We start from the raw sequence: 21,789 nt of genomic DNA, 5'->3' as shown, positions 1-21,789 counted from the left end.
TGCAATGTCTGGCCCGGGCAGCGGCGTGCCCGGGGCCGATAATGCCGGTTACTCTTTGGCGCGCAGGCGGGTGCCGCGGTGCTCTTCGTCGGCGTTCAGGGCTTTACACAGGGTGAAATCAAAACAGACCTCGGTGTGCTCTCCCTCAAGATCGCGCTGCGCGATGGTCTCGCGGTCGGTCACTTTTACCGGGTCGGCAATCAGACCGTCGCGGGTAGCAAAGGCAAAATCATCCCACAGATATTTATCGCCGCTGAGGTTAATCTGGCTGGTCAGATGCTTATGGCCCGGGGCGGAGACGAAGAAGTGAATGTGCGCCGGACGGTTGCCGTGGCGGCCTAACTGATCCAGCAACTTCTGCGTCGGACCATCCGGCGGGCAGCCGTAGCCGGAAGGCATGATGCTGCGCACGCTGTAGCGGCCATCGGCGCCAGTGCGGATCCGGCGACGGAGGTTGTAGTCGCTCTGACTTTGATCGAAAAACGAGTAATTACCGAGGGTATTGGCGTGCCAGATATCAACAATGGCGTTAGCGATCGGCTGGCCCTGATTATCTTTAACCTGACCATGCAGCCACATTACTTCCCCGGCATCAGTGCCATCATCCATCCGGGCGTGGCTGTCGGCCAGCGGCGCATTGGCCACATACAGCGGCCCTTCGATGGTGCGCGGGGTACCGGTTTCCCGCCGCGCCGCCGCATCAATGGCGTCCTGACGCAGGTCGAGGAAATGCTCCAGTCCCAGCCCGGCCGCCAGCAGCGCCGCTTCCTGACGCCCACCCAGCTCGTGCAGATAGTTCACCGCGTGCCAGAACTCTTCTTCTGTGACGTTATAGTCATCGATCAGCGTGCAGATATTCTCCAGCAAACGGTGGACGATGGCTTTAAAACGTTCATTACCGCCAGGGACATTTAACCCCGCGCCTTCACGTAATAATTTCTGCACGGCTTCTTGTTGTACGAAAGCATTACTCATAATTATTCTCTCTTATCGTTGTAGGATATTTGCCGGGTGTTCCCGGCATGAGGTCAGATGTTATTATTATTAGCTATCGTCTTCACGAACAGACGAGGGATGACGGCACAGCGCCTCGACGCGAATATCCATAAAGGGATACAGCGGCAATCCCATTAAAATTTGATGTAACTCTTCGGCATCTCGAACATCGAAAATGCTGACATTGGCGTAAAGACCGGCGACGCGCCAGATATGTCGCCATTTGCCTTCACGTTGTAATTGCTGCGAATAGGCTTTCTCGCGTTGTTTAATTTCATCCGCTTCGGCGGCAGGAAAACCGAGCGGAATATTAACGGTCATCTCCACTTTAAATAGCATTATTTACTCCTGTTATGCTTTACGGGAATAGAAGCGCAGCTTGTCTTCATCCAGCTCCACGCCGAGCCCTGGCGTCTGCGGGAGCGCTACCTGACCATCGGCAAAGGTGAGTGGCACGCTGACAATATCGTCTTTGAGGAGCAGCGGGCCGAACATCTCAGTGCCCCACTGCAGCGGCAGCGTCGACCAGGCGTGCAGCGACGCGACGGTACCGACGGTCCCTTCCAGCATGGTGCCGCCATACAGGCCAACCCCCGCCGCCTGGGCGACGCGGGCCAGCGCCAGCACGCTGTTCGGTCCCCCGGCTTTGGCGATTTTCAGGGCATAAGCGCCGGTAAATCCCTGTTGCGCCAGTTGGTAACCATCGTAAGCGGTCGCGACCGCTTCATCCGCGAGGATCGCAGTTTCAATATGCTGGCTCAGGCGCACCAGTGCAGCATTGTCGTGGGCGCTGACCGGCTGTTCGATAAGATCGACGCCCATCGCCGCCAGCTCGCGACAGCCCTTCGCGCCGGTCGCGGCGTCCCAGGCCTGATTAACGTCAACGCGAATGCTGGCGCGATCGCCTAAGGCTTCCACAATGGCCCGGGTATGACGCAGGTCGGTGGCTAATTCCCGTGCGCCAATTTTCAGCTTGAACGCCTGATGACGGCGCTCGGCTAACAGTGTTTCCCCTTCGGCGATATCTTTCGCGGTATCGCCGCTGGCTAACGTCCACAGCACCGGCAACGACGTTTGCAGCGCGCCGCCGAGCAGCGCCGATACCGGTAGCCCTAAAGCTTTGCCCTGGGCATCAAGGAGTGCGGTTTCAATGGCAGACTTTGCGAAAGTATTGCCTCTAATGGCGCTGTTCATACGCGCCGTCAGCGCATTCAGGTTATCGGCCGGCAGCCCTTTCAACAGCGGCGTCAGATAATGGGTTATCGCCGACGAGATAGCCTCCGGGCTCTCGACGCCATAGCTCAAACCACCAATGGTGGTGGCTTCGCCGATGCCGCAGATGCCGTCGGAGCGGGTAAGCCGCACGATCACCAGCGTCTGGCAGCCCATGGTGGTCATCGATAACTTGTGTGGCCGGATGGTCGGGACATCCACTATCCAGCTCTCAATACGTTCTACGGTGGCGGTCATTTTCGGTTCCTGATGAGATGTATAACTTTTTGTACCCACATCCATAACGGGGAGGTGTGTGCCATTGACAATAGGGTTCAGCCTGGCGGCTGGTCAACGGCGATAATCGAAATGTTGTGCGATTATCGGCACGTTTGTTAAAAGGCAGTTAATAATGTGATCGCGGTGGTAAAACCGGCACAATTCAGGACGGTGCAGTTTGCGCACGGTATAGTGATGCCCCGTGAGCTTTGCATTGCAACGGAGAGGGAATCAATGCGTGACCATACCCCCACCACCTTGAGCGCCAGGCAGGCCGAGCACGATCCCAACTTTATGCTGTCTCTGGCCCGCGGGCTGGAGGTCCTTAACGCTTTTACTCCCCAGCGCCAGCGGCTGACCATTTCTCAGTTGAGCCAGAAAACCCAAATCTCCCGCGCGGCGGTACGCCGTTGCCTGTATACCCTCGCCGCGCTGGGCATGGTGCACAGTCCGGATGGCCGCAGCTATGAACTGCTGCCCCGGGTGCTGGCCGTCGGCCACGCCTATCTGGCCGGTACGCCGCTGGCCAAGGTGGCGCAGACGGCGCTGGATAGCCTCGGCAAAGCGCTCGGCGAATCCTGCTCAGCGGCGACGCTGGATGGCGATAACGTGCTCTATATCGCCCGCGCGGCAGTCAATAATTTACTGAGCGTCGACCTGGGGCGCGGCAGTCGCCTGCCGGCGTGGGCGACCTCTATGGGACGGGTGTTGTTGAGCGCGCTGCCGGAGGAACAGCTTGAGGTGACACTGTCACGAGCAGCGTTAATCCGCTACACCCCGCACACTCTGTGCGATATGCCCGGGCTACGCGCGGAGATTGCCCGGGTGCGCATGCAGGGCTATGCCCTCGCCGACCGGCAGATTGAGGTGGGGTTGTGTTCGCTGGCGGTGCCCGTGCTGTCACGCCATGGCCAGGTGGTGGCCGCCCTGAATGTCGGGGTCCCCGCCGCGACGACCAGCGCCGCGGCGTTAAAAGAGAAGGCCCTCGCCCCGCTTCGACGCGCGGCGATGGACCTGTCGCTACAGCTATAGCGTTGACTGCGGTTTCGCCACGCTCGCCAGGCTGCGCCAGATGCCGGCCGCCAGCAGCAGAAGCAGTACGCCCGCCGTCGCCAGCACCAGGCTGTGAGCCTGGGTAAAGGCCGCCTTCGCCGCCGCCATCAGCGCCTCAGCCATCCCGGCGGGCAGCGCCTGCGTCAGGCTGACCGCCTCGCCGATTGACGACGACGCCTGCTGCGCCATGGACTCACTCAGCCCGGACGGTAGCACAATGGTGGCGCTGTAGCTGCGGGTCAGGATCAGCCCGAACAGCGCAATGCCAAGACCGGCGCCAAGTTCATAGGCCATGGTTTCGATGGCCCCGGCTGCTGCCGCTTTCTCCTTCGGCGCCGCCGCCATAATCGCGGAGCTGGAGGCCAGCAGCGCGCTGGCGACGCTGAAGCCCAGCAGCGTCATCAGCCCCCACGCCTGCCACGGCTGACTGCTGAAATCGGTCAGCGCGAGGCCCAAAAAGCTGAAGGCGCTGAGCAACATTCCGCCCGTCGCGACCTGCCGCAGTCCCAGTTTCGACACCAGTATTCCGGCGATCGGGCCGCTGAAGCCGCTAGCGACCATCACTGGCAGCATAAACATCCCCGCCTCGAACGGCGTTTTCTGATGCACAAACTGCAGCTCCTGCGCCATCAGCAGTTCAAAACCGACCAGAGTAATCAGGGCCGTCATCGCCATCATCACCCCGCTTAAAATAATACGATGGGTGAAGAGCCGCATATCCACCATCGGGCGGGTCGCCGACAGCTGCTTGCGGATAAACCAGGTGAGCATCGCCGCCCCGCTGATCGCCACCAGTGCGGTGAGCCACAGCGTCAGCTGGCCCTTCAGCGCCGATTTCGCGCTAAACACCAGCATCAGGATCGAGGCAATTAAAATGAGCGCCTGCAGCAGATTGAGCGGTTGTTCGCGGCGCGCAGGCTGGCGCGGCACCACCTTCGCATTAATGGCGATAACCACCAGCACGATCGGTACGTTGATCAGGAATACCGACCCCCAGTAGAAATGCTCCAGCAGCATGCCGCCCACCAGCGGGCCAAAAGCCGCGCCGCCGGAGCCCACCGCCGCCCACAGACCCAGCGCCATATTGCGCTGGCTGGCCTCGGCAAAGGTGCTGCGGATCCCAGCCAGCGTCGCCGGGACGATCATCGCCGCCCCCACCGCCAGCAAAGCGCGTGAGGCAATCAGCGTCAGGGCCGTTGGCGACAGCGCGGCGCACAGCGAGGCGACGCCAAAAATGGCGCTGCCGAGCAGCAGCAGGCGCTTGAAGCCGATTTTATCGCCGAGGGCGCCCATCGGCAGCACCATACCGGCCATGACTAAGGAGTAGATATCAATAATCCACAGCAGCTCATTGCCGCTGCTACCCAGCGCGACGCTGAGCGTCGGCGCGGCCACATGCAATACCGTGGCGTCAATCGCCACCGGAATATAAACCAGCAAAATCGCCATCAGCGTCATCCATTGCCGTGACATAGCTTGTACCTCAATGTTGGAAATTGGACACACGTCCAGGATGGCGATCCTGCCGGATTGTTGAACGCATGTCCAACTTTTTGTTACACTCGGCCAAAGCCAGATGACAGCGGGGTTCTATGCACTATTTACAGCGGGATGCACGACGGGAAGGGATTATGCAGGCCGCCATGCGGCTGGCGCTGCGCGGCGGCTTTGCCGCCATGACCGTGCGGCAGATCGCCCGCGAAGCCGAGGTGGCCGCCGGGCAGTTGCACCACCACTTCTCCTCCATCGGCGAGCTGAAATCACAGGTTTTCATCCGTCTGATCCGCGAGATGCTCGATATGCCGCTGGTGGCCGAAGACGCCAGCTGGCGCGAGCGGTTATTCTCGATGATCGGCAGCGAAGATGGCCGGCTGGAGCCCTATATCCGCCTGTGGCGCGAAGGCCAGGTGCTGGCCGACAGCGACCCGGACATCAAAGCGGCCTACCTGCTGACCATGAACATGTGGCATGAAGAGACCGTCGCCATCATCGAGCAGGGCCTCGCCTGCGGCGAATTTCATTCGTCTGAACCACCGGCAGATATCGCCTGGCGTTTTATCGCCCTGGTGTGCGGCCTCGACGGGATTTACGCCCTTGGCACCCAGGCCCTGGACGATGCAGCGTTTAGCCGTTATTTGAATAAGATGATTACCATGGAATTGTTTTAGCGGACGCTGCCAGAGCGTGGCAGGGATCCATCGCGGGCACTGACTGCTGGCGAAGGCCATTGACCCCGTTGCGCCGTTAGTTTGCCGGATGGCGGCTACGCCTTATCCGGCCTGCAAAACGCTTCTATCTTCATTCGATAGCTTTCCCTCAGGCCCGGTCAGCGCAGCGCCACCGGGTATCAGGAAATTTACTTCCCGGCTTCCGGATGGGTATCGAACGCCGCCATTACCGCCGCCAGCGCCGCTTCACTAAAGCCATGTTTAGGATCGTCCACGCCCAGCCCGAAGCGGGTCTGCAGCGCTTCATACAGCGCGGAGACATCGGCAAAATCGATCTTCTCCACCACGTGGTTATTCTCCCAGTGGGTAAAGTGGAAATTGGTGAGGGTCATTTTGCCGCCGTCCGGCAGATGACGGCACATCAGCAGATGGTGACGGAAGTGAGACTGTGGCCAGTGCGCCGACCAGAAGTTGCCCATCACATAATCAGACGCATACTGGCGGCCTAAATCGAAATGGTACATCGACTGCCAGTGCTCGTGATGGTTGAACTGCAGCGTCCACTCATCCCCTTCATGCACCAGACGATAGCTGCCATGCGGCGTTTGCTGGGGGATATCGGCCAGCAGTTTGATCGGCGCGGTCAGCGTCTGGCCGCCGAAGCCGACGTCGGCGATCCAGCGCTCGCCCGCCACTTCCACCAGCAATAAACGGTGAGTACGCGGCGGCATCTGCGGCGGATTGGCCAGCACTACGCGGCCAAGCAGGCTGCGGACGTTAAAGCCTATCTCGCGCAGCACGCGCTCAAGGAGACCATTTTGCTCAAAACAATACCCCCCGCGGCGGGCGGCGATCAGCTTCTCTTCCAGCGCCCGATCGTCAAGGTGGATCTCACGCGGCAGCAGGACGTCGAGGTTTTCAAAGGGGATGGCGCTGTTATGCTGCAGATGCAGTTCGCGCAGGGTATCAATGGATACATCAGGCTCACCCGTCCAGCCCAGACGGGAAAAATAGGCGCGTAAAAAGGGACTCATCAAGGCCTCCAGCTGTAGGTGTCCGACATTTATAGCCTATTTTTCCGCGCCGACCGTCTTTTTTGTGCGCTTGTCGTTAACCGCGCGTGCTGCGCTGCATCAGCGCCAGCGCCGTCAGCATCAGGACCAGACCGGTCAACAGCGTCAGGCTGGCCATCGCCATGCCCTGACCGACGGAGCCCTGTTCGAACTGGCGCCAGATAAACACCGCCACGGTTTGCGTACCGGCTGGAGAGAGCAGCAGCGAGGTCACCAGCTCCCGGGAGGCCACCGCGAACACCATCAGCATCGCCGCCAGCAGCGCCGGAAAGACCAGCGGCAGGACAATCAACCGCAGCGCCTGCAGTGGCGACGCCCCGTGCACCCGGGCGGCGGACTCAAGATTGGGGCCCAGCTGGCGCAGCGCGCTGCCGACATAGCGCACCGGCCAGGGCAACAGCAGGCAGCAATAGGAGAGCAGCAACATCCACAGCGTGTTATAGGGCGAGCGCGGCCAGAAAGGCTGATTCCACAGCAGGATCAAACCGACGCCTACCACCACGCCCGGCAGCGCCGCCGGCATCAGCGACAGCGCGTCCACCATCCCGCGCCCTTTAATCTTCTGCACCATCACCAGCCAGGCGGCCAGCAGGCCCAGCACGCCGACGATCAGCGCCGAGCCCAGGGCCAGCGACAGGCTGGTGCCGAGGGCCGACAGGGCATCCCCCTGCTGGTCAAACAGCGCCGCGAAGTGACGTAGCGTGACATTCTCAACACTCACGCCCCCTGAGAGCGTGCCCATCACGCTGGTGAGCATCATCGAGGCGGCAGGGACGCCGACCGCCAGGCCGCCGACGGCCGCCATCACCAGCACGGCGGGCAGCGTCATCCAGCCCAGCGATGCCCCGCGGTTTTCTCCCGGCTTGCCGGTGACGCTGGTGACCTCTTTCTCCCCCACCAGCCGCTTTTGCAGCCACCAGGCGAACAACGCCACCGCCATCAACAGCAGCGACAGCAGCGCGGCGCCGGTAAGGTCCACCGGCCAGTCGGCCAGCTTTTTCTCAATACCGACCGTCAGCATCACCACTCCCGCCCGGCTGCCCAGCGCCGCCGGTACACCAAACTCCTCGATAGCGAGGGTAAACGCCAACAGCGTGCCCGCCGCCAGCGCCGGGGAGAGCATCGGCAGTGTCACGTGCCAGAAGGCGCGCCAGGCGGTGGCGCCATGGACGCGGGCGACCACCGCCAGCCGGGTCCCGCTCGCCAGCAGGCTGCGGGAGACGGCAAAGTACACCACCGGGAAAATATTAAAGGTCATCACCAGCACGATACCGCTGCGGCTGAACAGCAGATCGTTCAATTGCCAGCCGGTCAGCTGCTGCAGATAGCCCTGGCTTTGCAGGGCCAGCATCCAGGAGAGCGCCGAGATATAGGGCGGCGTCAGAAAGGGGATCAAAAACAGGAGATCCCACAGTCGGGGCAGCGGCAGCGAAAACATACCGCGCAGGATGCCGAGCGGCAGGCCAATCATTACGCTGACCAGCGCCACGCCGGCGGCGATCCACAGCGTACCGCCGAGCATCGCCGGTAACTGGGGATCGGCCAGCAGCACTGAGACGCCGCCAAAGGCGTCCCCGAGCGAACCGGCGCTAAAATGGGGAAAAATCGCCTGCAGCAGAATAAATACTAACGGCAACGCGACCAGCATCACCAGGGCGGCGAGGGTCGCGCCGGAAAGGAATGTTTGTTTCACAACCGGTTCCTGAAGCTGAGGGGTCCCCCGGCGGCCAGCGCCGGAGGAACAGGAGCAATTACTGCGCGTACAGCTGACTGAAGCGGGCGAGCACGGCGCCCCGTTCGCTGCTGCCTTCGCTGGTGGTGGGCAGCACCTTCAGCGCGTCCAGTAACGGACGTTTGGCCGCCACGTCGCGGCGGGCGGGCATCAGCCAGGCATCGGCAACCCTCGCCTGACCTTCCGGCGACAGAACATAATCGATAAAGGCTTTGGCATCGTCGGCATGCTGGCTGGTTTTGAGGATCATCATCGGGCGCGGGGCAATCACCGTTCCGCTGGCCGGGAAGATCACCTTCAGCGACTCGCCCTGCTGAATATTGCCGTAGGAGACATAATCCACCGCGCCAAACACCGCCGCTTTCGCCCCCTGCATCACCGGCGTCACCGCCTGGGCGTTGGGTCCGCTGACCACCATGCCGTTCTTTTTCAGATCGTCAAACAGTTGCCAGGCCTGGTCGCCCATGCTGTTTTGCAGCCCGATCAGCAAATCCAGCGACGCGCCGGAGAGCGCCGGGTCGGGGGTTGTCACCTTGTCTTTAAACGCCGGCTGGGTGAGATCCCGCCACTCTTTCGGTTCCGGGGTACCGCTTTTACTGTTCCAGACAATGCCCAGGGCGGAGACGCCCTGGGCGATATAGTCCGCCGATTTCAGGTTCGCCGGTACCTGGTCGGCATTGGCGCTCGCAAAAGGCAGCAACCAGCCCCGCTGGTGCAGATCTTCGGCGGTATCCCACGAGGCGGAGATCAGCACATCCGCCTGCGGGTTGGCCTGCTCGGCCTCCAGTCGGGCCATTACTTTGCCGGTGGTGGCCTGGAAAACCGTCACCTTCACCCCGGTCTGTTGTTCAAAACCGCTGGCCAGGCTTTTCGCCAGCGAGCCGGGTCCGGCGGTGTAAACGGTCAGCGCATGGGCGCTGGAGAGCATCATGGCGGAAAGAGCCATCGCGAGTACCACTCCTTTCTTAACGGTCATAACGGTGTTCATGCAACTTCCCCTGAGGTTGGCGTAACGGCGCGGACAGCGGCCACGCGGCCCGCGGATAAATAGACAATCTGGTCAGCTAACAGCTCGGCTTCACGTCGATCATGGGTGACATACACGGCGGTGATGCCGAGCTGTCGCAACAGGCGGCTCATTTCGCCGCACAGCGATTCGCGCAGTTCGCTATCCAGGTTGGAGAGCGGTTCATCAAACAGCAGCACCCGCGGCGCGGCGACGATCGCCCGCGCCAGCGCCACCCGCTGCTGCTGACCGCCAGAAAGACCAGAGGGTTTACGTTCGGCGAAACCGTTGAGGCCTACCCGCGCCAGCGCCTCGCTCACCCGGCGCTCGCGTTCGCTACGGGAGACGCCGCGCATGCGCAGCGGAAAGGCGACGTTCTGCGCCACGCTCATATGCGGCCAGAGGGCGTAATCCTGAAAAACCATGCCGATATCGCGCTGCTCCGGGGGCAATCCCCATCCTGCGCGGGCGACCAGCCTGTCGCCAAAGCGGATTTCGCCGCTGGCCGGCACGCTCAGCCCGGCCAGCAGACGCAGCAAAGTGCTTTTGCCGCAGCCGGACGGACCCAGTAGCGCCACGATGCGGCCGGGTTCGATATGCAACGAGAAACGGTCAAGAACGGGAGTCTCTGCGAAGGCAAAAGAGACCTCCTGCAGGGTGATAGGGGTCAGCGTGCGCATCATCGCCCTCCCTTTCGGGACAGCGAGACCTGCCCGGCGGCCGACATCCGACGGGGCACGCTCACCTGGGATAACATCAGGGGAGCCAACATATTGTGATCCTCTTTGGGACTTAGTGCTGGCGACTATAGTCAGACGAGATGACGTATTGATTACATTTTCATTGCGGCTTAACGTGTTACCTGCCAACCGACCCATTATTCAAGGAACGCCTATGAGCCGCTTTCGCCACGTTGAACTGCAGTACGCCAGCCGCCTGCTCAACCACGGCCCGACCATTTTGATCACCAGCTACGATGCCCCGTCTGACCGGCGCAACGTCATGGCCGCCGCCTGGTCAATGCCGGTGGAATTCGCCCCGCCGCGGGTGGCTATCGTGGTGGATAAAAGTACCTGGACGCGGGAGATCATCGAGCGCAACGGCACCTTCGGCATTGTGGTCCCCGGCGTCGCCGCCGCCAGCTGGACCTACGCCGTCGGCAGCGTCAGCGGCCGCGATGAGGACAAATTCAATGCCTGGGGGATCCCGGTAGTGACCGGCCCGGAGCTGGGGTTGCCGCTGATCGAGGAGAAGTGTCTGGCATGGATGGAGTGCCGACTGCTGCCGGCGACGGCGGCCCAGACCCAGTACGACACCCTGTTCGGGGAGGTGGTGTCTGCCGCCGCCGATGAACGCGCGTTCGTCACCGGACGCTGGCAGTTCGACGACGATAAGCTCAATACCCTGCATCATCTTGGCACCGGCAATTTTGTCGCCAGCGGTCGTCATGTGCGGGCAAACTCCCTCGACGAGTAAGCGTGACTTGCCGCAGGCGGCAGGTTTTTCCCCTGCCCAGCCTGCGGCCCCCCTTTTAACCCGGTGGGCGGCGGCGATCGGCGCTGGGGGTCAGGCCAAACACTTTTTTATACAGAGTGGTAAAGTGGTTGCTGTTGGCGAAGCCGCACAGATAAGCCACTTCGGTAATGGACATCTCCGTTTCACGTAATTTGACCCGCGCGGAGACCAGTCGCAGACGTTTCAGATAATTATCCGGCGTTAAGCCCGTGGCCTCTTTAATATGGCGAAACGCCGTGCGGGTGGTGAGATGAAATTGCTCCGCCAGCTGCTGCCAGTTATGTTCTTCGAAACAGTGCTCCTGCAGCCAGGTGAGTAATTTATGCAGTTTATAGCGGGTGCTGCTATATTCGGCTTCCGACTCGGCTGTGAGAATGGTGGTCACCAGTTGGAAAAAGAGAGACTCCCGTTGCGGGGTATTATCCGCCGCCCTCAGCGCCGGGGAAAATATCTTTTCCACTAGTTCCCGACAATAGCTGCGGGTCTCCGGCGCCAGCCAGCCATAGCAGGCGGCACGCTGCGCCGATAATTGCTGCAGCAATCCCTCCATCTGCTGTAAATAGCGAAAGGCCACCGCCGGATTAATTAAGACATTAATCAGCTTCAGCGTCCCCAGTTCATCATAATAGTGGACATCGCCAGGCTGGACGTAAAATACATCGCCCTGCTGGATGTACAGCGGGCGGCCATTAATAACGTGTAATCCATGCCCCTCCTCGACGATCACCAGCTCGGCAAACTCGTGGCCATGCTCCTGGCTATTATCTTCCGGGTCGCTGGCGTACATGCCGAGCTTATCCTGGGGATGGGTGAAATAATACTCAACGGTCAGTGTCATCATTACAGCAAATCCTGAACAGCCTGGTGCGCAGGGGCACGATAATCTATTCCGGCCTTCGCCACGCGCCCGATGTGCGGATTTGTGATCGCCAGCGCCCCCACCTCATTATTCCTGCCATTTTCACTGACGGTTTGGCATTGCCAGAGTGGTGGCGCCGCCAGACGACGGCCTATGCTGCGCCTAACCTAATGGAGAGGACGCAGTATGTCACAGGCAATTCAATACAATTCCAGTGTGGCGATGACCCGCCATCCGCATTTATTAGAGCGTGCGGCCGCCCTGACGCCCGCGCTACATCGTCAGCGCCAGGCGCCGCAGGCCATCGTCGAAGCCGTCGCCGATCCGGCGGCGCTGAACGGCTGGCGGGGACACACCGTCTGCACGCCTGAGCAGTTTTATCAGCAGCCGCTTCGCGTCGGCGACAGCATCATCATTGATTTTGGCAGCCATTTTGTTGGCTACCTGCAGTTCAGCTGCCGCAGCGTCGGCAGCCCGCCGGATGCCCCGGCCCATCTGCACTTCACCTTCGGCGAAACGCTGAGCGAAGTCTGCGAGCCGTTCAGCGAGTACCAGGGGTGGCTGAGCAGTAGCTGGTTGCAGCAACAGGATCTGTGGCTCGACGTCCTGCCCGCCCGGGTTGACCTGCCGCGTCGCTACTGCCTGCGCTACCTGAAGGTGGAGGTCAAAGCGCTGTCGCGCAAATTTCGTCTGCAGTTCGATGAGATAGCCCTGGAAACCGTTACCTCAGCCGGTAGCCCGCAGCCGGCGGTCATCGCCGATCCGCAGTTGAAAGCCATTGATAGCGTCGCGGTTCGCACCCTGCAAAACTGCATGCAGGAGGTATTTGAGGATGGGCCGAAACGCGACCGTCGGCTGTGGCTCGGCGACCTGCGCCTGCAGGCGTTGGTCAATGACGTGACCTTCGGCCACCACGATCTGGTCCGCCGCTGCCTGTACTTGTTTGCCGGCCATACCCGGGAAGACGGCATGGTCTCCGCCAATGTCTTTGTCCAGCCTGATGTGCGCGCCGATGACACCTTTCTCTTTGATTATTCATTATTTTTTATCGACGTACTTTATAACTACCTGCAAAGCACCGGCGACACGGAAACCGTCGGTGAGCTGTGGCCCACGGCGCGGCGGCAAATCGAGCTGGCGCTGACCCGCTGCGATCCCCAGGGTCTGGTGCGCGACAGCGATGACTGGTGGGCATTTATCGACTGGCAGGCAGAGCTGAATAAACAGTCGTCGGCGCAGGGGGTGCTTATCTACTGCCTGCAGCGTGCCCTCTGGCTGGCGCAGCGTGTTGAACCGCAGCGGGTAGCCGACTACACCGCTACGCTCGCGCAACTGAAAGAGGCCGCCCTCCGCCACCTGTGGGACAGCGAGCAGCAGGTGTTTATCAGCGGCGCCGCGCGCCAGGTCTCATGGGCATCGCAGATCTGGCTGGTACTGGCGGAAGTTGGCACCGCCGGGCAGCGGCAAGCGCTGATGCGCCGCCTGCAGCAACAGCCGCCCGCCATTGCCATGAATACCCCGTACTTGCGCCATCATCACATTGTCGCCCTGCTGCAGTGCGGCCTGCGCGAGGAGGCGGTGGCGGAGATCAAAGCCTACTGGGGAGCGATGGTTGACTACGGCGCCGACACCTTCTGGGAAATTTTCGACCCACAGCATCCTGACTTTTCCCCGTATGGCAGTAAGCTCATTAACAGTTACTGCCATGCGTGGAGCTGTACCCCGGCCTGGTTTATTCGCCAGTACGGACTTTAACAACAACGATAAGCGAGTGATTTATGGCAGAAACAACGTTTACCCTGTGGCGGCAGCGCCTTGGCTATGGCATTGCCGATCTCTCCTGCAACCTTGTGTGGCAGATGATCTCTCTGTATCTGATGTTCTTTTACACCGACGTGATGGGCCTCCCGGCCTATTACGTTGGGCTGATGTTCCTGGTTACCCGGCTGGTGGATGGCGTGGCCGACGTGTTGATGGGGCTGGTGATCGACAATACCGCCACCCGCTGGGGGCGCTGCCGTCCCTGGCTGCTGATTGGTGCCCTGCCTTTTGGTCTGCTGTGTATTCTGGCCTTCTATGTGCCGGATTTCGGCACCACCGGCAAACTGCTGTACGCCTTTATCACCTATCTGTGTCTGTCGTTCCTCTACACCCTGGTGAACATTCCGTTCTGCGCCATGCTGCCGTTTTTAACCAGTGATTCCGCAGAGCGCACCACGCTGTCGGCGGTACGTATTCTGCTGGGATCCCTCGGGGCCACCATCGTCGCCGTGGCCACCCTGCCGCTGGTCGGCATGCTGGGCAAAGGCGACCAGCAGCAGGGGTTCCTCTATACCGCGGTGATTTTTGGCGTACTGGCGGCCTTTTTCCTGCTGGTGAGCTTTCGCAACGTCGAAGAAAAGATCATCCTCAGCGGGGAGCGCATGACCCTGAAACGCGCCTGGATTAGCCTGCGCGCCAATCGTCCGTGGTGGATCTTCGCCAGCAATATATTTCTGATGTGGGGGGCATTCTTCTTTCAGACCGGAGCGCTGGTGTACTTCTTCCACTATTACGTCGGGAATACCGAGCTGACGGCGGTTATCGCCGGGATCTCCACCTTCGTTCCCCTGCTCGGCACCCTCACCGTCCCGCTGCTGGCCCGACGCATGAAAAAACGTCATGTCTATCTGGTGGCCAGCGCGGTCAATCTGCTCGGGATGGGGATGATGATGCTGTCTGGCACCTACGCGCTGGGGCTGATCGTCGGGGCGGTGATCCTCTCCCTTGGCGCCGGTCAGCGCACGGCTATCTATTTCTCGATGCAGGCCGACCCGGTGGATTACGGCGTGTGGAAAACCGGCATTAATACCGCGGGTATCCTGACCTCGATAAACGGCTTTCTTGGCAAGGTGGCGATGGCCGGCGCCGGGGCGATCACCGGGGCACTGCTCTCCTCCGGCGGCTATATCGCCAACCAGGCGCAAAGCGACAGCGCCCTGTTGGCCATCAAGGCCTGCTATCTGTACATTCCGGCGCTGTTGATCCTCGCCTCGATGCTGTGGATGGGCCGCTTCTACCGCCTCGACGATCACTATGAGCAGATCCGTGCCGACCTCGATGCCGGACGCGGCGCCTCGCCAGCCCCGGCCCCGACCACCGGAGAATCCCCCGCCATGTAAGGCGCCCCGCTGCTTTAACCTCTGGATAAATTAAGGACTTTTATGCGTATCTCTGTGATTAGCGCAGCGGTTTGCTGCGCCCTTTTTCCGCTCACCAGCGTCATCGCCGCCGGGTTGAGCGTCGAACAACGGCTGGCGCAGCTCGAAGCGCGCCTCAATCTCGCCGAACAGCAGGCCAGCGAAGCCAGCCGCCGCGCGCAGCGGGCAGAACAGCAAACCGCCGCCGCCGAACAGCGCGCGGCGGCGGCGGAGCAGCAGGTGCAGGCGCTCAGCCAGCAGACCACGGCCCGCGAACAAAAACAGCAGGCCACCAATCAGCAACTGAGCGAGCAGCTGGCGAAGCGCGCCCCGGACGACGGCTTTACCTTTAACGCCTACGCCCGTTCCGGAATGTTAGTCAACAGCCACGGCAAAGGTGCCCGCGGCGGGCCAGGCATCTCCCCGGCCAGTTCGCTCAACGGCGATGCCCACGTCGGTCGTCTCGGCAACGAAAAAGATAATTACGCTGAGCTGAGCTTTGGCAAAAAGCTTACCTTCAACGATGGCTCATGGGCGCGCTTTAAGACCATGCTCGCCGACGGGGCCACCAACCCGGATCCGTGGGTTCAGGACAACGACAGCCACCATCTGAACATTCGTCAGTTGTACGTCGAGATGGGCGACTTCGCCGAGTTCACCGGGCCGTTAAAACGCGCCTCGATCTGGGCCGGCAAACGCTTTGATCGGGATAACTTCGATATCCACTTTACCGATAGCGACATCATGTTCCTCGGTGGCACCGGCGGCGGGATCAATGATGTCGACTGGGGAAGCGGCCTGCGCGGCGATTATTCGGTGTATGCGCGTAACTTCGGCGATCTTGGCAGCGATAATTACGCGGATAATGACATCCAGAATCTGCTGTTCACCGCCAACCATTTTTACGGCAACTGGCAGCTGATGACCACGGTGATGACCGCCCAGGGCAACGATGACCTGAAAGATAATACCTCGACCACCGGGAGCTATGCCCTGCGCAGCGATAACACCGCCAAAAACGGCTACTACGCGATGCTGGCCCTCCACGACAAACAGCAGTTCTACGGCCTGGCGCCGGGGGTGTCGGAAAGCGCCCTGCAGTACGGCGTCGGGCTGGGCGCCGAAGCGCGTCAGCCGGGGAGCGATGGCGACCTGACCGAGAACGCGGCCTCCCTGCGCTTTGTGTCGTACGGGATCCTGCCGCTGGGGAAAAACTGGCAGCTGGCGCCGTCGGTGATAGCCCAGCACAGCGAAGACCGCTATCGCGACGGCGACCGCTACGACTGGGCGACATTTAACCTGCGGGTATCGCAAGGGATCTCCGCTCACTTCGCCCTGCTGTATGAGGCCTCGTGGCAGTATATGGATCTCAATCCGAACGGGCGCAGCTATCGCTATAATGACAACGTTTATCAGTATCAGGCGGTCCGCGGTGATTTCTACAAGCTGACCTTCGCCCCCACCTTTAAAGTGGGCGATGTGTTTGATATCAAAGCGCGGCCGGAGATACGTTTCTTTGTCACGTGGATGAACTGGGATAAAGACCTGGATCGTTATGCGATCAACGATGATTTCGGCAGCAAAGGCTTTACCGCTGGCGGGACATGGAACTTCGGCGTGCAGACGGAGATTTGGTTCTGACCGAGCGTCACTGGCGGGCATCATGCCCGCCAGTGGCAATTACATGCTATAACCCGGCTTCTTTATCAGCTGCGCCATCTGCGGGGCGATCTCACTTTCCCACACCGCCTGCCACGCGTCCGGCTCAACCTGAGTCAGCGCGACGCTGACGGCGCTCTCTTTGCTGTTCAGATGACGGATCAGCACCTCTGTGATGTTGGCGGCCAGCGCGGTTTTTTGTTCGTCAGTCAGTTCACGGGGAAAACATTTAATATCTACATGCGGCATAGCAAAGACTCCTTGTGGTCAGAGCCATAACGCTACCACAGAATGGCCGTTCTGGTTGCCATCGCGTGCGTTAAATCAGCTTGTTACGGCGTAGCGTCACGGCCAGTTCCGGTCGCTGGCAGACCGCCCGGGCGATGGCGGCGAATTTTGGTGCGTGGTCGTCAAACCACGCCTGTCGCGGCCCCCAGCTGTACATCGCCGCGATATAGCAATCCAGCAACGTTACCGACGAGCCCAGCGCCCACGGCCCGGCAGCCAGCTGCTGTTCGAACCAGAGATAGAGATTTTTCCGGTACTGGCGACAATTCTCCACCAGTTGCTCCGCGGCGGCGGGCGCCCAGCGTTCCGGGTAATCGGCATAAGTAAAGGTAGGATAGACGTTGGCCACCAGCCAGACCAGCAGACGCTGGAACGGTTGACGCTGCGGCGTCCCCGGCGCGGGGGCCAGATCGGGACGCTGATCGAGGATCATCAGCGCGATGGCGGCGGTTTCGGTCATGATGCTCCCATCGGCCAGCCTCAGGGTGGGCACCTGGCACAGCGGATTAATCTGCCGCAGACGCTCGCGCGCCGGACCGGGCTGGTCAAAGCCCTCCACGTCAACCACCTCGTAGGGAATATCGGCCAGGGAGAGCATCAGCTCGCTAATCGTCGAGCCCCATCCCGGCACGCCATAAACGGTAATCATGGTCTGCCTCCAGGGTAAAGCCTAAGTGTAGGCAGAAATTCGCCGCTCACCCACCCGGCACACCATGCCCTGAAAAGGCAGGCCTACGCCGATTCTCGTGCCACCAGCTGAAAGCCGATATCTATAATCACCCCGCTGTCATCTCCCCCTTCGATGCGGTCAGCCAGCAGCGTAGCGGCCCGTTCACCGATGGCATGACGGTCGACGCTGACGGTAGTGATAGCCGGACGATTGCTGGCGGCGAAATCCAGATCGCCAAAACCGATCACCGCCAGATCCTGCGGTACGCGTAGCCCCCGGCTTTCGGCTTCCATAATCGCCCCCTGGGCGAGGGTGTCTGAGCTGCAGATGATCACATCAAACTCGCTGGCGGCGAGCAGCTCCGCCAGACCGCGCCGCCCCAGCGCCAGCGACGCCGGGAGCGGCACTTCAACCTGAGGCGCATCGTCCAGCCCTTTTTTAGCCAGTCGGGCACAGAGCCCCTGCTTACGCAACATCGCGCGCGCATCGCCCGCCCACAGCAGGCCTGGTCGCTGGTAGCCTTTCTCCAGCACATACTCGCCAATGGTTTCGCCCACTTTTTCATGGGAAAAACCGACCAGCATATCCAGCGGCGTCGGGGTGAGATCCCAGATTTCCACCACCGGCGTGGCGGCGTTAAGAATCGTTTTCTTTAACAGCGGCGCATGCTGGATGCCGGTTAACACCACGCCATCAGGGCGCCGCGAAAGCAAGGTAGAGACCAGCTCGGCCTCGGTCTGCCGGTCATAGCCCGCCACGCACAGCAGCATATGGTAGCCGCGCGCCGCCAGGGTATCGCTCAGCGCTTGGATGGTATCGACAAACATATTGTTATTGATTTGCGGTACCACGACCGCCACCAGCTTGCTGCGCCTGGAGGCGAGGCCGCCGGCCAGCGCATTGGGGATATAGCCCGTCGCCTGCACAGCCTGCATCACTTTCTCTACCGTTTTTGGCCTGACCAGCTGGGGCGTATTCAGCGCCCGACTGACCGTCATCGGCGACAACCCGGCGCTGCGAGCCACATCCTCCAGCGTCGGCGCCCGCGTCGGTTTTTTGCTTTTCACGGCTAAGCCCCTGTGTTAAGTCGTTTCCTGTGGGCATTATTGATGATGCCCCACGCAATTGCCAGCGCCCGCCGCGTCTCCCCTAACAGAATCAACGACCTGCAATATAAAATGTTATCGCTATCATTATGACTTGTCACTTTTCACAAACTGTTTTGGATTGTGACCTGCACAGCAAAGTTTTCGCCTTTATAACGGCCAATTGTGATCGTTTGTACAAATTAAAACCACTAGCGTAGCGTCAAAAGCATTTCACCATTACAAATGATAGCGCAATCATTTTATTATCAAAAAGGACACTACTATGACCTCAAGCGCCAATTCCGAGTCCGTAACCTACGCCAAAGCTTTCGGCGTCAAAACCGCCGCTGAAACCGGTGACCGCATTGACCACGTTAAACTGTCGCTGGCTTTTCTGCCGCTGGCCACCCCCGTCAGCGATGCCAAAGTGCTGACCGGTCGCCAAAAACCCCTGACCGAAGTGGCGATTATCATCGCGGAAATTCACTCCCGGGATGGATTCACCGGCGTCGGCTTTAGCTACTCGAAACGTGCGGGCGGCCAGGGCATTTACGCTCACGCCAAAGAGATAGCCGATAATCTGCTTGGCGAAGATCCGAACGACATTGACAAAATCTACACAAAACTGCTGTGGGCCGGGGCTTCCGTCGGCCGGAGCGGAATGGCGGTACAAGCTATCTCCCCTATCGATATTGCCCTGTGGGATATGAAAGCCAAACGCGCCGGTCTACCGCTGGCCAAACTGCTGGGTTCACATCGTGATTCCGTGCAGTGCTACAACACTTCCGGCGGCTTCCTGCATACCCCCCTGGATCAGGTGTTGAAAAACGTGGCTATCTCCCGTGAAAACGGCATCGGCGGGATTAAACTAAAAGTCGGTCAGCCTAATACTGCCGAGGATATCCGTCGTCTGACGGCGGTGCGCGAAGTGCTGGGTGATGACTTCCCGCTGATGGTCGATGCCAACCAGCAGTGGGATCGCGAAACCGCCATTCGCATGGGGCGCAAAATGGAGCCGTTCAATCTGATCTGGATTGAGGAGCCGCTGGATGCCTATGACGTCGAAGGCCACGCGCAGCTGGCCGCCGCGCTGGATACGCCGATTGCCACCGGCGAGATGCTGACCAGCTTCCGCGAACATGAGCAGTTGATCCTCGGCAACGCCAGCGACTTCGTGCAACCGGATGCCCCGCGCGTCGGTGGGATCTCCCCGTTCCTGAAAATAATGGATCTGGCCGCGAAGCACGGTCGCAAGCTGGCTCCGCACTTTGCCATGGAGGTGCACCTGCATCTCGCCGCCGCCTACCCGCTGGAGCCATGGCTGGAGCACTTCGAGTGGCTGAACCCGCTGTTTAACGAGCAGCTAGAACTGCGCGATGGCCGGATGTGGGTTTCCGAACGCCATGGTCTGGGCTTCACCCTCAGCGAGCAGGCCCGCCGCTGGACCCAGCAAAGCTGCGAGTTTGGAACTCGCCCGTAATGACTTTTCCCGGATGACGGCGTCCACGCCTTATCCGGGCTACCGGTCCGCAGACCACTGAGAACCCGTAGCCCCGGTAAGCGCAGCGCCACCGGGGATAAACCTCTGACCCGCTGTACTCGCAATACACGAAATCCGTCAGCAAGCATCAAAGCGGCATGAAAGATGACGTGTCTTCACAACCCTGCAAAGGAGTTGAATAACATGCAACAGCAAATAAAACGCAGCAACGTGCGTTACGGTATATTGGTTTTTTTATTTCTCGCGACCGTATTTAATTATGCTGACCGGGCCACCCTGTCCGTTGTCGCGCCGATGATGAGTAAAGAGTTAGGTTTTGACCCTGAAGCAATGGGCCTGGCCTTTTCGGTGTTTGGTATTTCCTACGTCATTATGCAAATCCCCGGCGGCTGGCTGCTGGATAAATATGGTTCGCGGTTGGTCTACGGCTGCGCGCTGATTGGCTGGTCGGTCGTCACTATGTTTCAGGGCACTGTTTATCTGTTTGCCAGTCCGCTGGTGGTGCTGGTGCTCCTGCGTCTGATGATGGGGGCCATTGAAGCACCCGCTTTTCCGGCCAACAGTCGCCTGAGCGTCCAGTGGTTCCCCAATAAAGAGCGTGGATTTGTCACCTCGGTCTATCAGGCCGCGCAGTATATTTCGCTGGGCATTATTACGCCGCTGATGACCATCATTCTGCATAATTTAAGCTGGCACTATGTTTTTTATTATATTGGCGCTATCGGGGTGGTGCTGGGAATATTCTGGCTGGTAAAAGTGAAGGATCCTTCACATCATCCTAAAATTAACCCGCAGGAGCTCGATTATATTCGTGAAGGCGGCGGCGTACCGGAATTAGGTAGCCAAAAAACGCCGCAAAAATTAACTCTCGCGCAGATTAAAAGCATCTGCGTCAATCGCATGATGATCGGGGTTTATATCGGCCAGTTCTGCGTCACATCGATTACCTGGTTCTTCCTCACCTGGTTTCCGACTTACCTCTACCAGGCCAAAGGCATGTCAATCCTCAAGGTCGGGTTTGTCGCCAGTATCCCGGCCATAGCTGGATTTATCGGCGGCCTGCTGGGCGGCGTATTTTCGGACTGGCTGCTGAAACGCGGTTACAGTCTGACCACCGCCCGTAAGCTCCCGGTGATCTGCGGCATGCTGCTCTCCTGCGTCATTGTCGTCGCCAACTACACCTCTTCGGAAGTGCTGGTGATCGCCGCCATGAGTCTGGCGTTCTTTGCCAAAGGTTTCGGGAACCTCGGCTGGTGCGTGCTGAGCGACACCTCGCCGAAAGAGATGCTCGGTATTGCCGGTGGCGTGTTCAATATGTGCGGCAACCTGGCGAGCATCATTACCCCGCTGGTCATCGGGGTGATCCTCGCCAACACCCACTCGTTTGATTACGCCATCCTCTACGTCGGTTCCATGGGCGTGCTTGGCCTGTTCTCCTATCTGTTTATCGTTGGGCCGCTGGATCGCTTGACGCTCACTCCGCGCACCGTTTGATTGAAGACCCTGGCGAG

The 21,789-nt window shown here is 60.1% G+C and carries 20 protein-coding genes; 8 read left to right on the top strand and 12 right to left on the bottom strand.

Annotated elements, in window-relative coordinates:
• Positions 1–48: 48 nt before the first annotated feature.
• From catA to AS136_RS19755, 3 genes are all read right to left on the bottom strand, one after another.
• Positions 49–975 (bottom strand): catechol 1,2-dioxygenase, encoded by a 927-nt coding sequence (gene catA / locus AS136_RS19765; protein ID WP_012541594.1) that lies wholly within the window; start codon positions 973–975, stop codon positions 49–51.
• A gap of 69 nt (positions 976–1,044) precedes the next feature.
• Positions 1,045–1,335, bottom strand: a complete 291-nt coding sequence (catC, locus tag AS136_RS19760; RefSeq protein WP_012968100.1) for a muconolactone Delta-isomerase — start codon at positions 1,333–1,335, stop codon at positions 1,045–1,047.
• Positions 1,336–1,347: 12 nt separating this feature from the next.
• Positions 1,348–2,511, bottom strand: a complete 1,164-nt coding sequence (locus tag AS136_RS19755) for a muconate cycloisomerase family protein (protein WP_162823384.1) — start codon at positions 2,509–2,511, stop codon at positions 1,348–1,350.
• Between the two features lie 171 nt (positions 2,512–2,682).
• Between AS136_RS19755 and AS136_RS19750 the strand changes: the two genes are divergently transcribed.
• Positions 2,683–3,519 carry an IclR family transcriptional regulator domain-containing protein gene (locus AS136_RS19750; protein WP_162822780.1) on the top strand — a complete coding sequence of 279 codons (837 nt, stop codon included), beginning with the start codon at positions 2,683–2,685 and terminating at the stop codon, positions 3,517–3,519.
• Here AS136_RS19750 and kmrA read toward each other — a convergent pair.
• On the bottom strand, positions 3,514–5,013 hold the full coding sequence (gene kmrA, locus AS136_RS19745) for an efflux MFS transporter KmrA (protein WP_023322703.1): 1,500 nt from the start codon (positions 5,011–5,013) through the stop codon (positions 3,514–3,516). The two genes, AS136_RS19750 and kmrA, sit on opposite strands and share 6 nt — an antisense overlap.
• Before the next feature lie 119 nt (positions 5,014–5,132).
• Between kmrA and AS136_RS19740 the strand changes: the two genes are divergently transcribed.
• A complete protein-coding gene (locus AS136_RS19740; RefSeq protein ID WP_032738859.1) occupies positions 5,133–5,708 on the top strand; it encodes a TetR family transcriptional regulator in 576 nt (191 codons plus the stop codon).
• A 188-nt stretch (positions 5,709–5,896) separates the two neighbouring features.
• Here AS136_RS19740 and nhoA read toward each other — a convergent pair whose 3' ends face one another.
• The 4 genes from nhoA to AS136_RS19720 all read right to left on the bottom strand — a co-directional run bounded on the left by nhoA (position 5,897) and on the right by AS136_RS19720 (position 10,202).
• On the bottom strand, positions 5,897–6,742 hold the full coding sequence (nhoA, locus tag AS136_RS19735) for an N-hydroxyarylamine O-acetyltransferase (protein ID WP_016161153.1): 846 nt from the start codon (positions 6,740–6,742) through the stop codon (positions 5,897–5,899).
• A gap of 76 nt (positions 6,743–6,818) precedes the next feature.
• A complete protein-coding gene (locus AS136_RS19730; RefSeq protein ID WP_023322705.1) occupies positions 6,819–8,474 on the bottom strand; it encodes an ABC transporter permease in 1,656 nt (551 codons plus the stop codon).
• A gap of 58 nt (positions 8,475–8,532) precedes the next feature.
• Positions 8,533–9,501, bottom strand: a complete 969-nt coding sequence (locus tag AS136_RS19725; RefSeq protein ID WP_008804721.1) for an ABC transporter substrate-binding protein — start codon at positions 9,499–9,501, stop codon at positions 8,533–8,535.
• Complete coding sequence (locus tag AS136_RS19720; protein ID WP_012541582.1) at positions 9,498–10,202, bottom strand: ABC transporter ATP-binding protein; 705 nt, start codon at positions 10,200–10,202, stop codon at positions 9,498–9,500. Before AS136_RS19720 ends, AS136_RS19725 begins: the two co-directional genes overlap by 4 nt.
• A 211-nt stretch (positions 10,203–10,413) precedes the next feature.
• On the opposite strand from AS136_RS19720, the gene AS136_RS19715 reads away from it, so the two are divergent.
• Positions 10,414–10,995 (top strand): flavin reductase family protein, encoded by a 582-nt coding sequence (locus AS136_RS19715; RefSeq protein ID WP_004151228.1) that lies wholly within the window; start codon positions 10,414–10,416, stop codon positions 10,993–10,995.
• A 55-nt stretch (positions 10,996–11,050) separates the two neighbouring features.
• Here the strand turns inward: AS136_RS19715 and AS136_RS19710 are convergent, their stop codons facing one another.
• Positions 11,051–11,875 carry a helix-turn-helix domain-containing protein gene (locus tag AS136_RS19710; protein ID WP_008804719.1) on the bottom strand — a complete coding sequence of 275 codons (825 nt, stop codon included), beginning with the start codon at positions 11,873–11,875 and terminating at the stop codon, positions 11,051–11,053.
• A 204-nt stretch (positions 11,876–12,079) separates the two neighbouring features.
• Here AS136_RS19710 and AS136_RS19705 point away from each other — a divergent pair, with 204 nt between their 5' ends.
• Genes AS136_RS19705 through AS136_RS19695 form a run of 3 tightly spaced genes read left to right on the top strand, consistent with a single transcriptional unit; the run spans position 12,080 to position 16,713 of the window.
• Entirely contained in the window at positions 12,080–13,648 is a 1,569-nt protein-coding gene (locus tag AS136_RS19705) for an alpha-L-rhamnosidase-related protein (RefSeq protein WP_023322708.1), read from the top strand.
• A gap of 23 nt (positions 13,649–13,671) precedes the next feature.
• On the top strand, positions 13,672–15,054 hold the full coding sequence (locus AS136_RS19700; RefSeq protein WP_023322709.1) for an MFS transporter: 1,383 nt from the start codon (positions 13,672–13,674) through the stop codon (positions 15,052–15,054).
• Between the two features lie 42 nt (positions 15,055–15,096).
• On the top strand, positions 15,097–16,713 hold the full coding sequence (locus AS136_RS19695; protein ID WP_023322710.1) for a carbohydrate porin: 1,617 nt from the start codon (positions 15,097–15,099) through the stop codon (positions 16,711–16,713).
• A 39-nt stretch (positions 16,714–16,752) separates the two neighbouring features.
• Here the strand turns inward: AS136_RS19695 and pptA are convergent, their stop codons facing one another.
• From pptA to AS136_RS19680, 3 genes are all read right to left on the bottom strand, one after another.
• The gene (gene pptA / locus AS136_RS19690) at positions 16,753–16,980 is read right to left on the bottom strand and encodes a tautomerase PptA (protein WP_063266913.1); all 228 of its coding nucleotides are present in this window, start codon (positions 16,978–16,980) and stop codon (positions 16,753–16,755) included.
• A gap of 70 nt (positions 16,981–17,050) precedes the next feature.
• Entirely contained in the window at positions 17,051–17,668 is a 618-nt protein-coding gene (locus tag AS136_RS19685) for a glutathione S-transferase family protein (protein WP_023322712.1), read from the bottom strand.
• A gap of 83 nt (positions 17,669–17,751) precedes the next feature.
• Positions 17,752–18,756 (bottom strand): LacI family DNA-binding transcriptional regulator, encoded by a 1,005-nt coding sequence (locus AS136_RS19680; protein WP_008804714.1) that lies wholly within the window; start codon positions 18,754–18,756, stop codon positions 17,752–17,754.
• A 304-nt stretch (positions 18,757–19,060) separates the two neighbouring features.
• Between AS136_RS19680 and AS136_RS19675 the strand changes: the two genes are divergently transcribed.
• Positions 19,061–20,257: an L-talarate/galactarate dehydratase gene (locus tag AS136_RS19675; RefSeq protein WP_012541576.1), complete on the top strand. Its 1,197-nt coding sequence runs from the start codon at positions 19,061–19,063 to the stop codon at positions 20,255–20,257.
• 204 nt (positions 20,258–20,461) lie between these two features.
• The gene (locus AS136_RS19670) at positions 20,462–21,772 is read left to right on the top strand and encodes an MFS transporter (protein WP_023322713.1); all 1,311 of its coding nucleotides are present in this window, start codon (positions 20,462–20,464) and stop codon (positions 21,770–21,772) included.
• The last annotated feature ends 17 nt before the right edge of the window (positions 21,773–21,789 follow it).

The organism is Klebsiella sp. D5A, assembly GCF_001620885.1.
Taxonomy (GTDB): Bacteria; Pseudomonadota; Gammaproteobacteria; order Enterobacterales; family Enterobacteriaceae; genus Klebsiella; species Klebsiella variicola.
This window is presented reverse-complemented; position numbering and strand designations above follow the sequence as displayed.

What these genes read in the sequence shown, in the direction of transcription:
- catA (WP_012541594.1), bottom strand. Translation starts at nt 975, where the DNA reads ATGAGTAATGCTTTCGTACAACAAGAAGCCGTGCAGAAATTATTACGT.
- catC (WP_012968100.1), bottom strand. Translation starts at nt 1,335, where the DNA reads ATGCTATTTAAAGTGGAGATGACCGTTAATATTCCGCTCGGTTTTCCT.
- AS136_RS19755 (WP_162823384.1), bottom strand. Translation starts at nt 2,511, where the DNA reads ATGGATGTGGGTACAAAAAGTTATACATCTCATCAGGAACCGAAAATG.
- AS136_RS19750 (WP_162822780.1), top strand. Translation starts at nt 2,683, where the DNA reads ATGCCCCGTGAGCTTTGCATTGCAACGGAGAGGGAATCAATGCGTGAC.
- kmrA (WP_023322703.1), bottom strand. Translation starts at nt 5,013, where the DNA reads ATGTCACGGCAATGGATGACGCTGATGGCGATTTTGCTGGTTTATATT.
- AS136_RS19740 (WP_032738859.1), top strand. Translation starts at nt 5,133, where the DNA reads ATGCACTATTTACAGCGGGATGCACGACGGGAAGGGATTATGCAGGCC.
- nhoA (WP_016161153.1), bottom strand. Translation starts at nt 6,742, where the DNA reads ATGAGTCCCTTTTTACGCGCCTATTTTTCCCGTCTGGGCTGGACGGGT.
- AS136_RS19725 (WP_008804721.1), bottom strand. Translation starts at nt 9,501, where the DNA reads ATGAACACCGTTATGACCGTTAAGAAAGGAGTGGTACTCGCGATGGCT.
- AS136_RS19720 (WP_012541582.1), bottom strand. Translation starts at nt 10,202, where the DNA reads ATGATGCGCACGCTGACCCCTATCACCCTGCAGGAGGTCTCTTTTGCC.
- AS136_RS19715 (WP_004151228.1), top strand. Translation starts at nt 10,414, where the DNA reads ATGAGCCGCTTTCGCCACGTTGAACTGCAGTACGCCAGCCGCCTGCTC.
- AS136_RS19710 (WP_008804719.1), bottom strand. Translation starts at nt 11,875, where the DNA reads ATGATGACACTGACCGTTGAGTATTATTTCACCCATCCCCAGGATAAG.
- AS136_RS19705 (WP_023322708.1), top strand. Translation starts at nt 12,080, where the DNA reads ATGTCACAGGCAATTCAATACAATTCCAGTGTGGCGATGACCCGCCAT.
- AS136_RS19700 (WP_023322709.1), top strand. Translation starts at nt 13,672, where the DNA reads ATGGCAGAAACAACGTTTACCCTGTGGCGGCAGCGCCTTGGCTATGGC.
- AS136_RS19695 (WP_023322710.1), top strand. Translation starts at nt 15,097, where the DNA reads ATGCGTATCTCTGTGATTAGCGCAGCGGTTTGCTGCGCCCTTTTTCCG.
- pptA (WP_063266913.1), bottom strand. Translation starts at nt 16,980, where the DNA reads ATGCCGCATGTAGATATTAAATGTTTTCCCCGTGAACTGACTGACGAA.
- AS136_RS19685 (WP_023322712.1), bottom strand. Translation starts at nt 17,668, where the DNA reads ATGATTACCGTTTATGGCGTGCCGGGATGGGGCTCGACGATTAGCGAG.
- AS136_RS19675 (WP_012541576.1), top strand. Translation starts at nt 19,061, where the DNA reads ATGACCTCAAGCGCCAATTCCGAGTCCGTAACCTACGCCAAAGCTTTC.
- AS136_RS19670 (WP_023322713.1), top strand. Translation starts at nt 20,462, where the DNA reads ATGCAACAGCAAATAAAACGCAGCAACGTGCGTTACGGTATATTGGTT.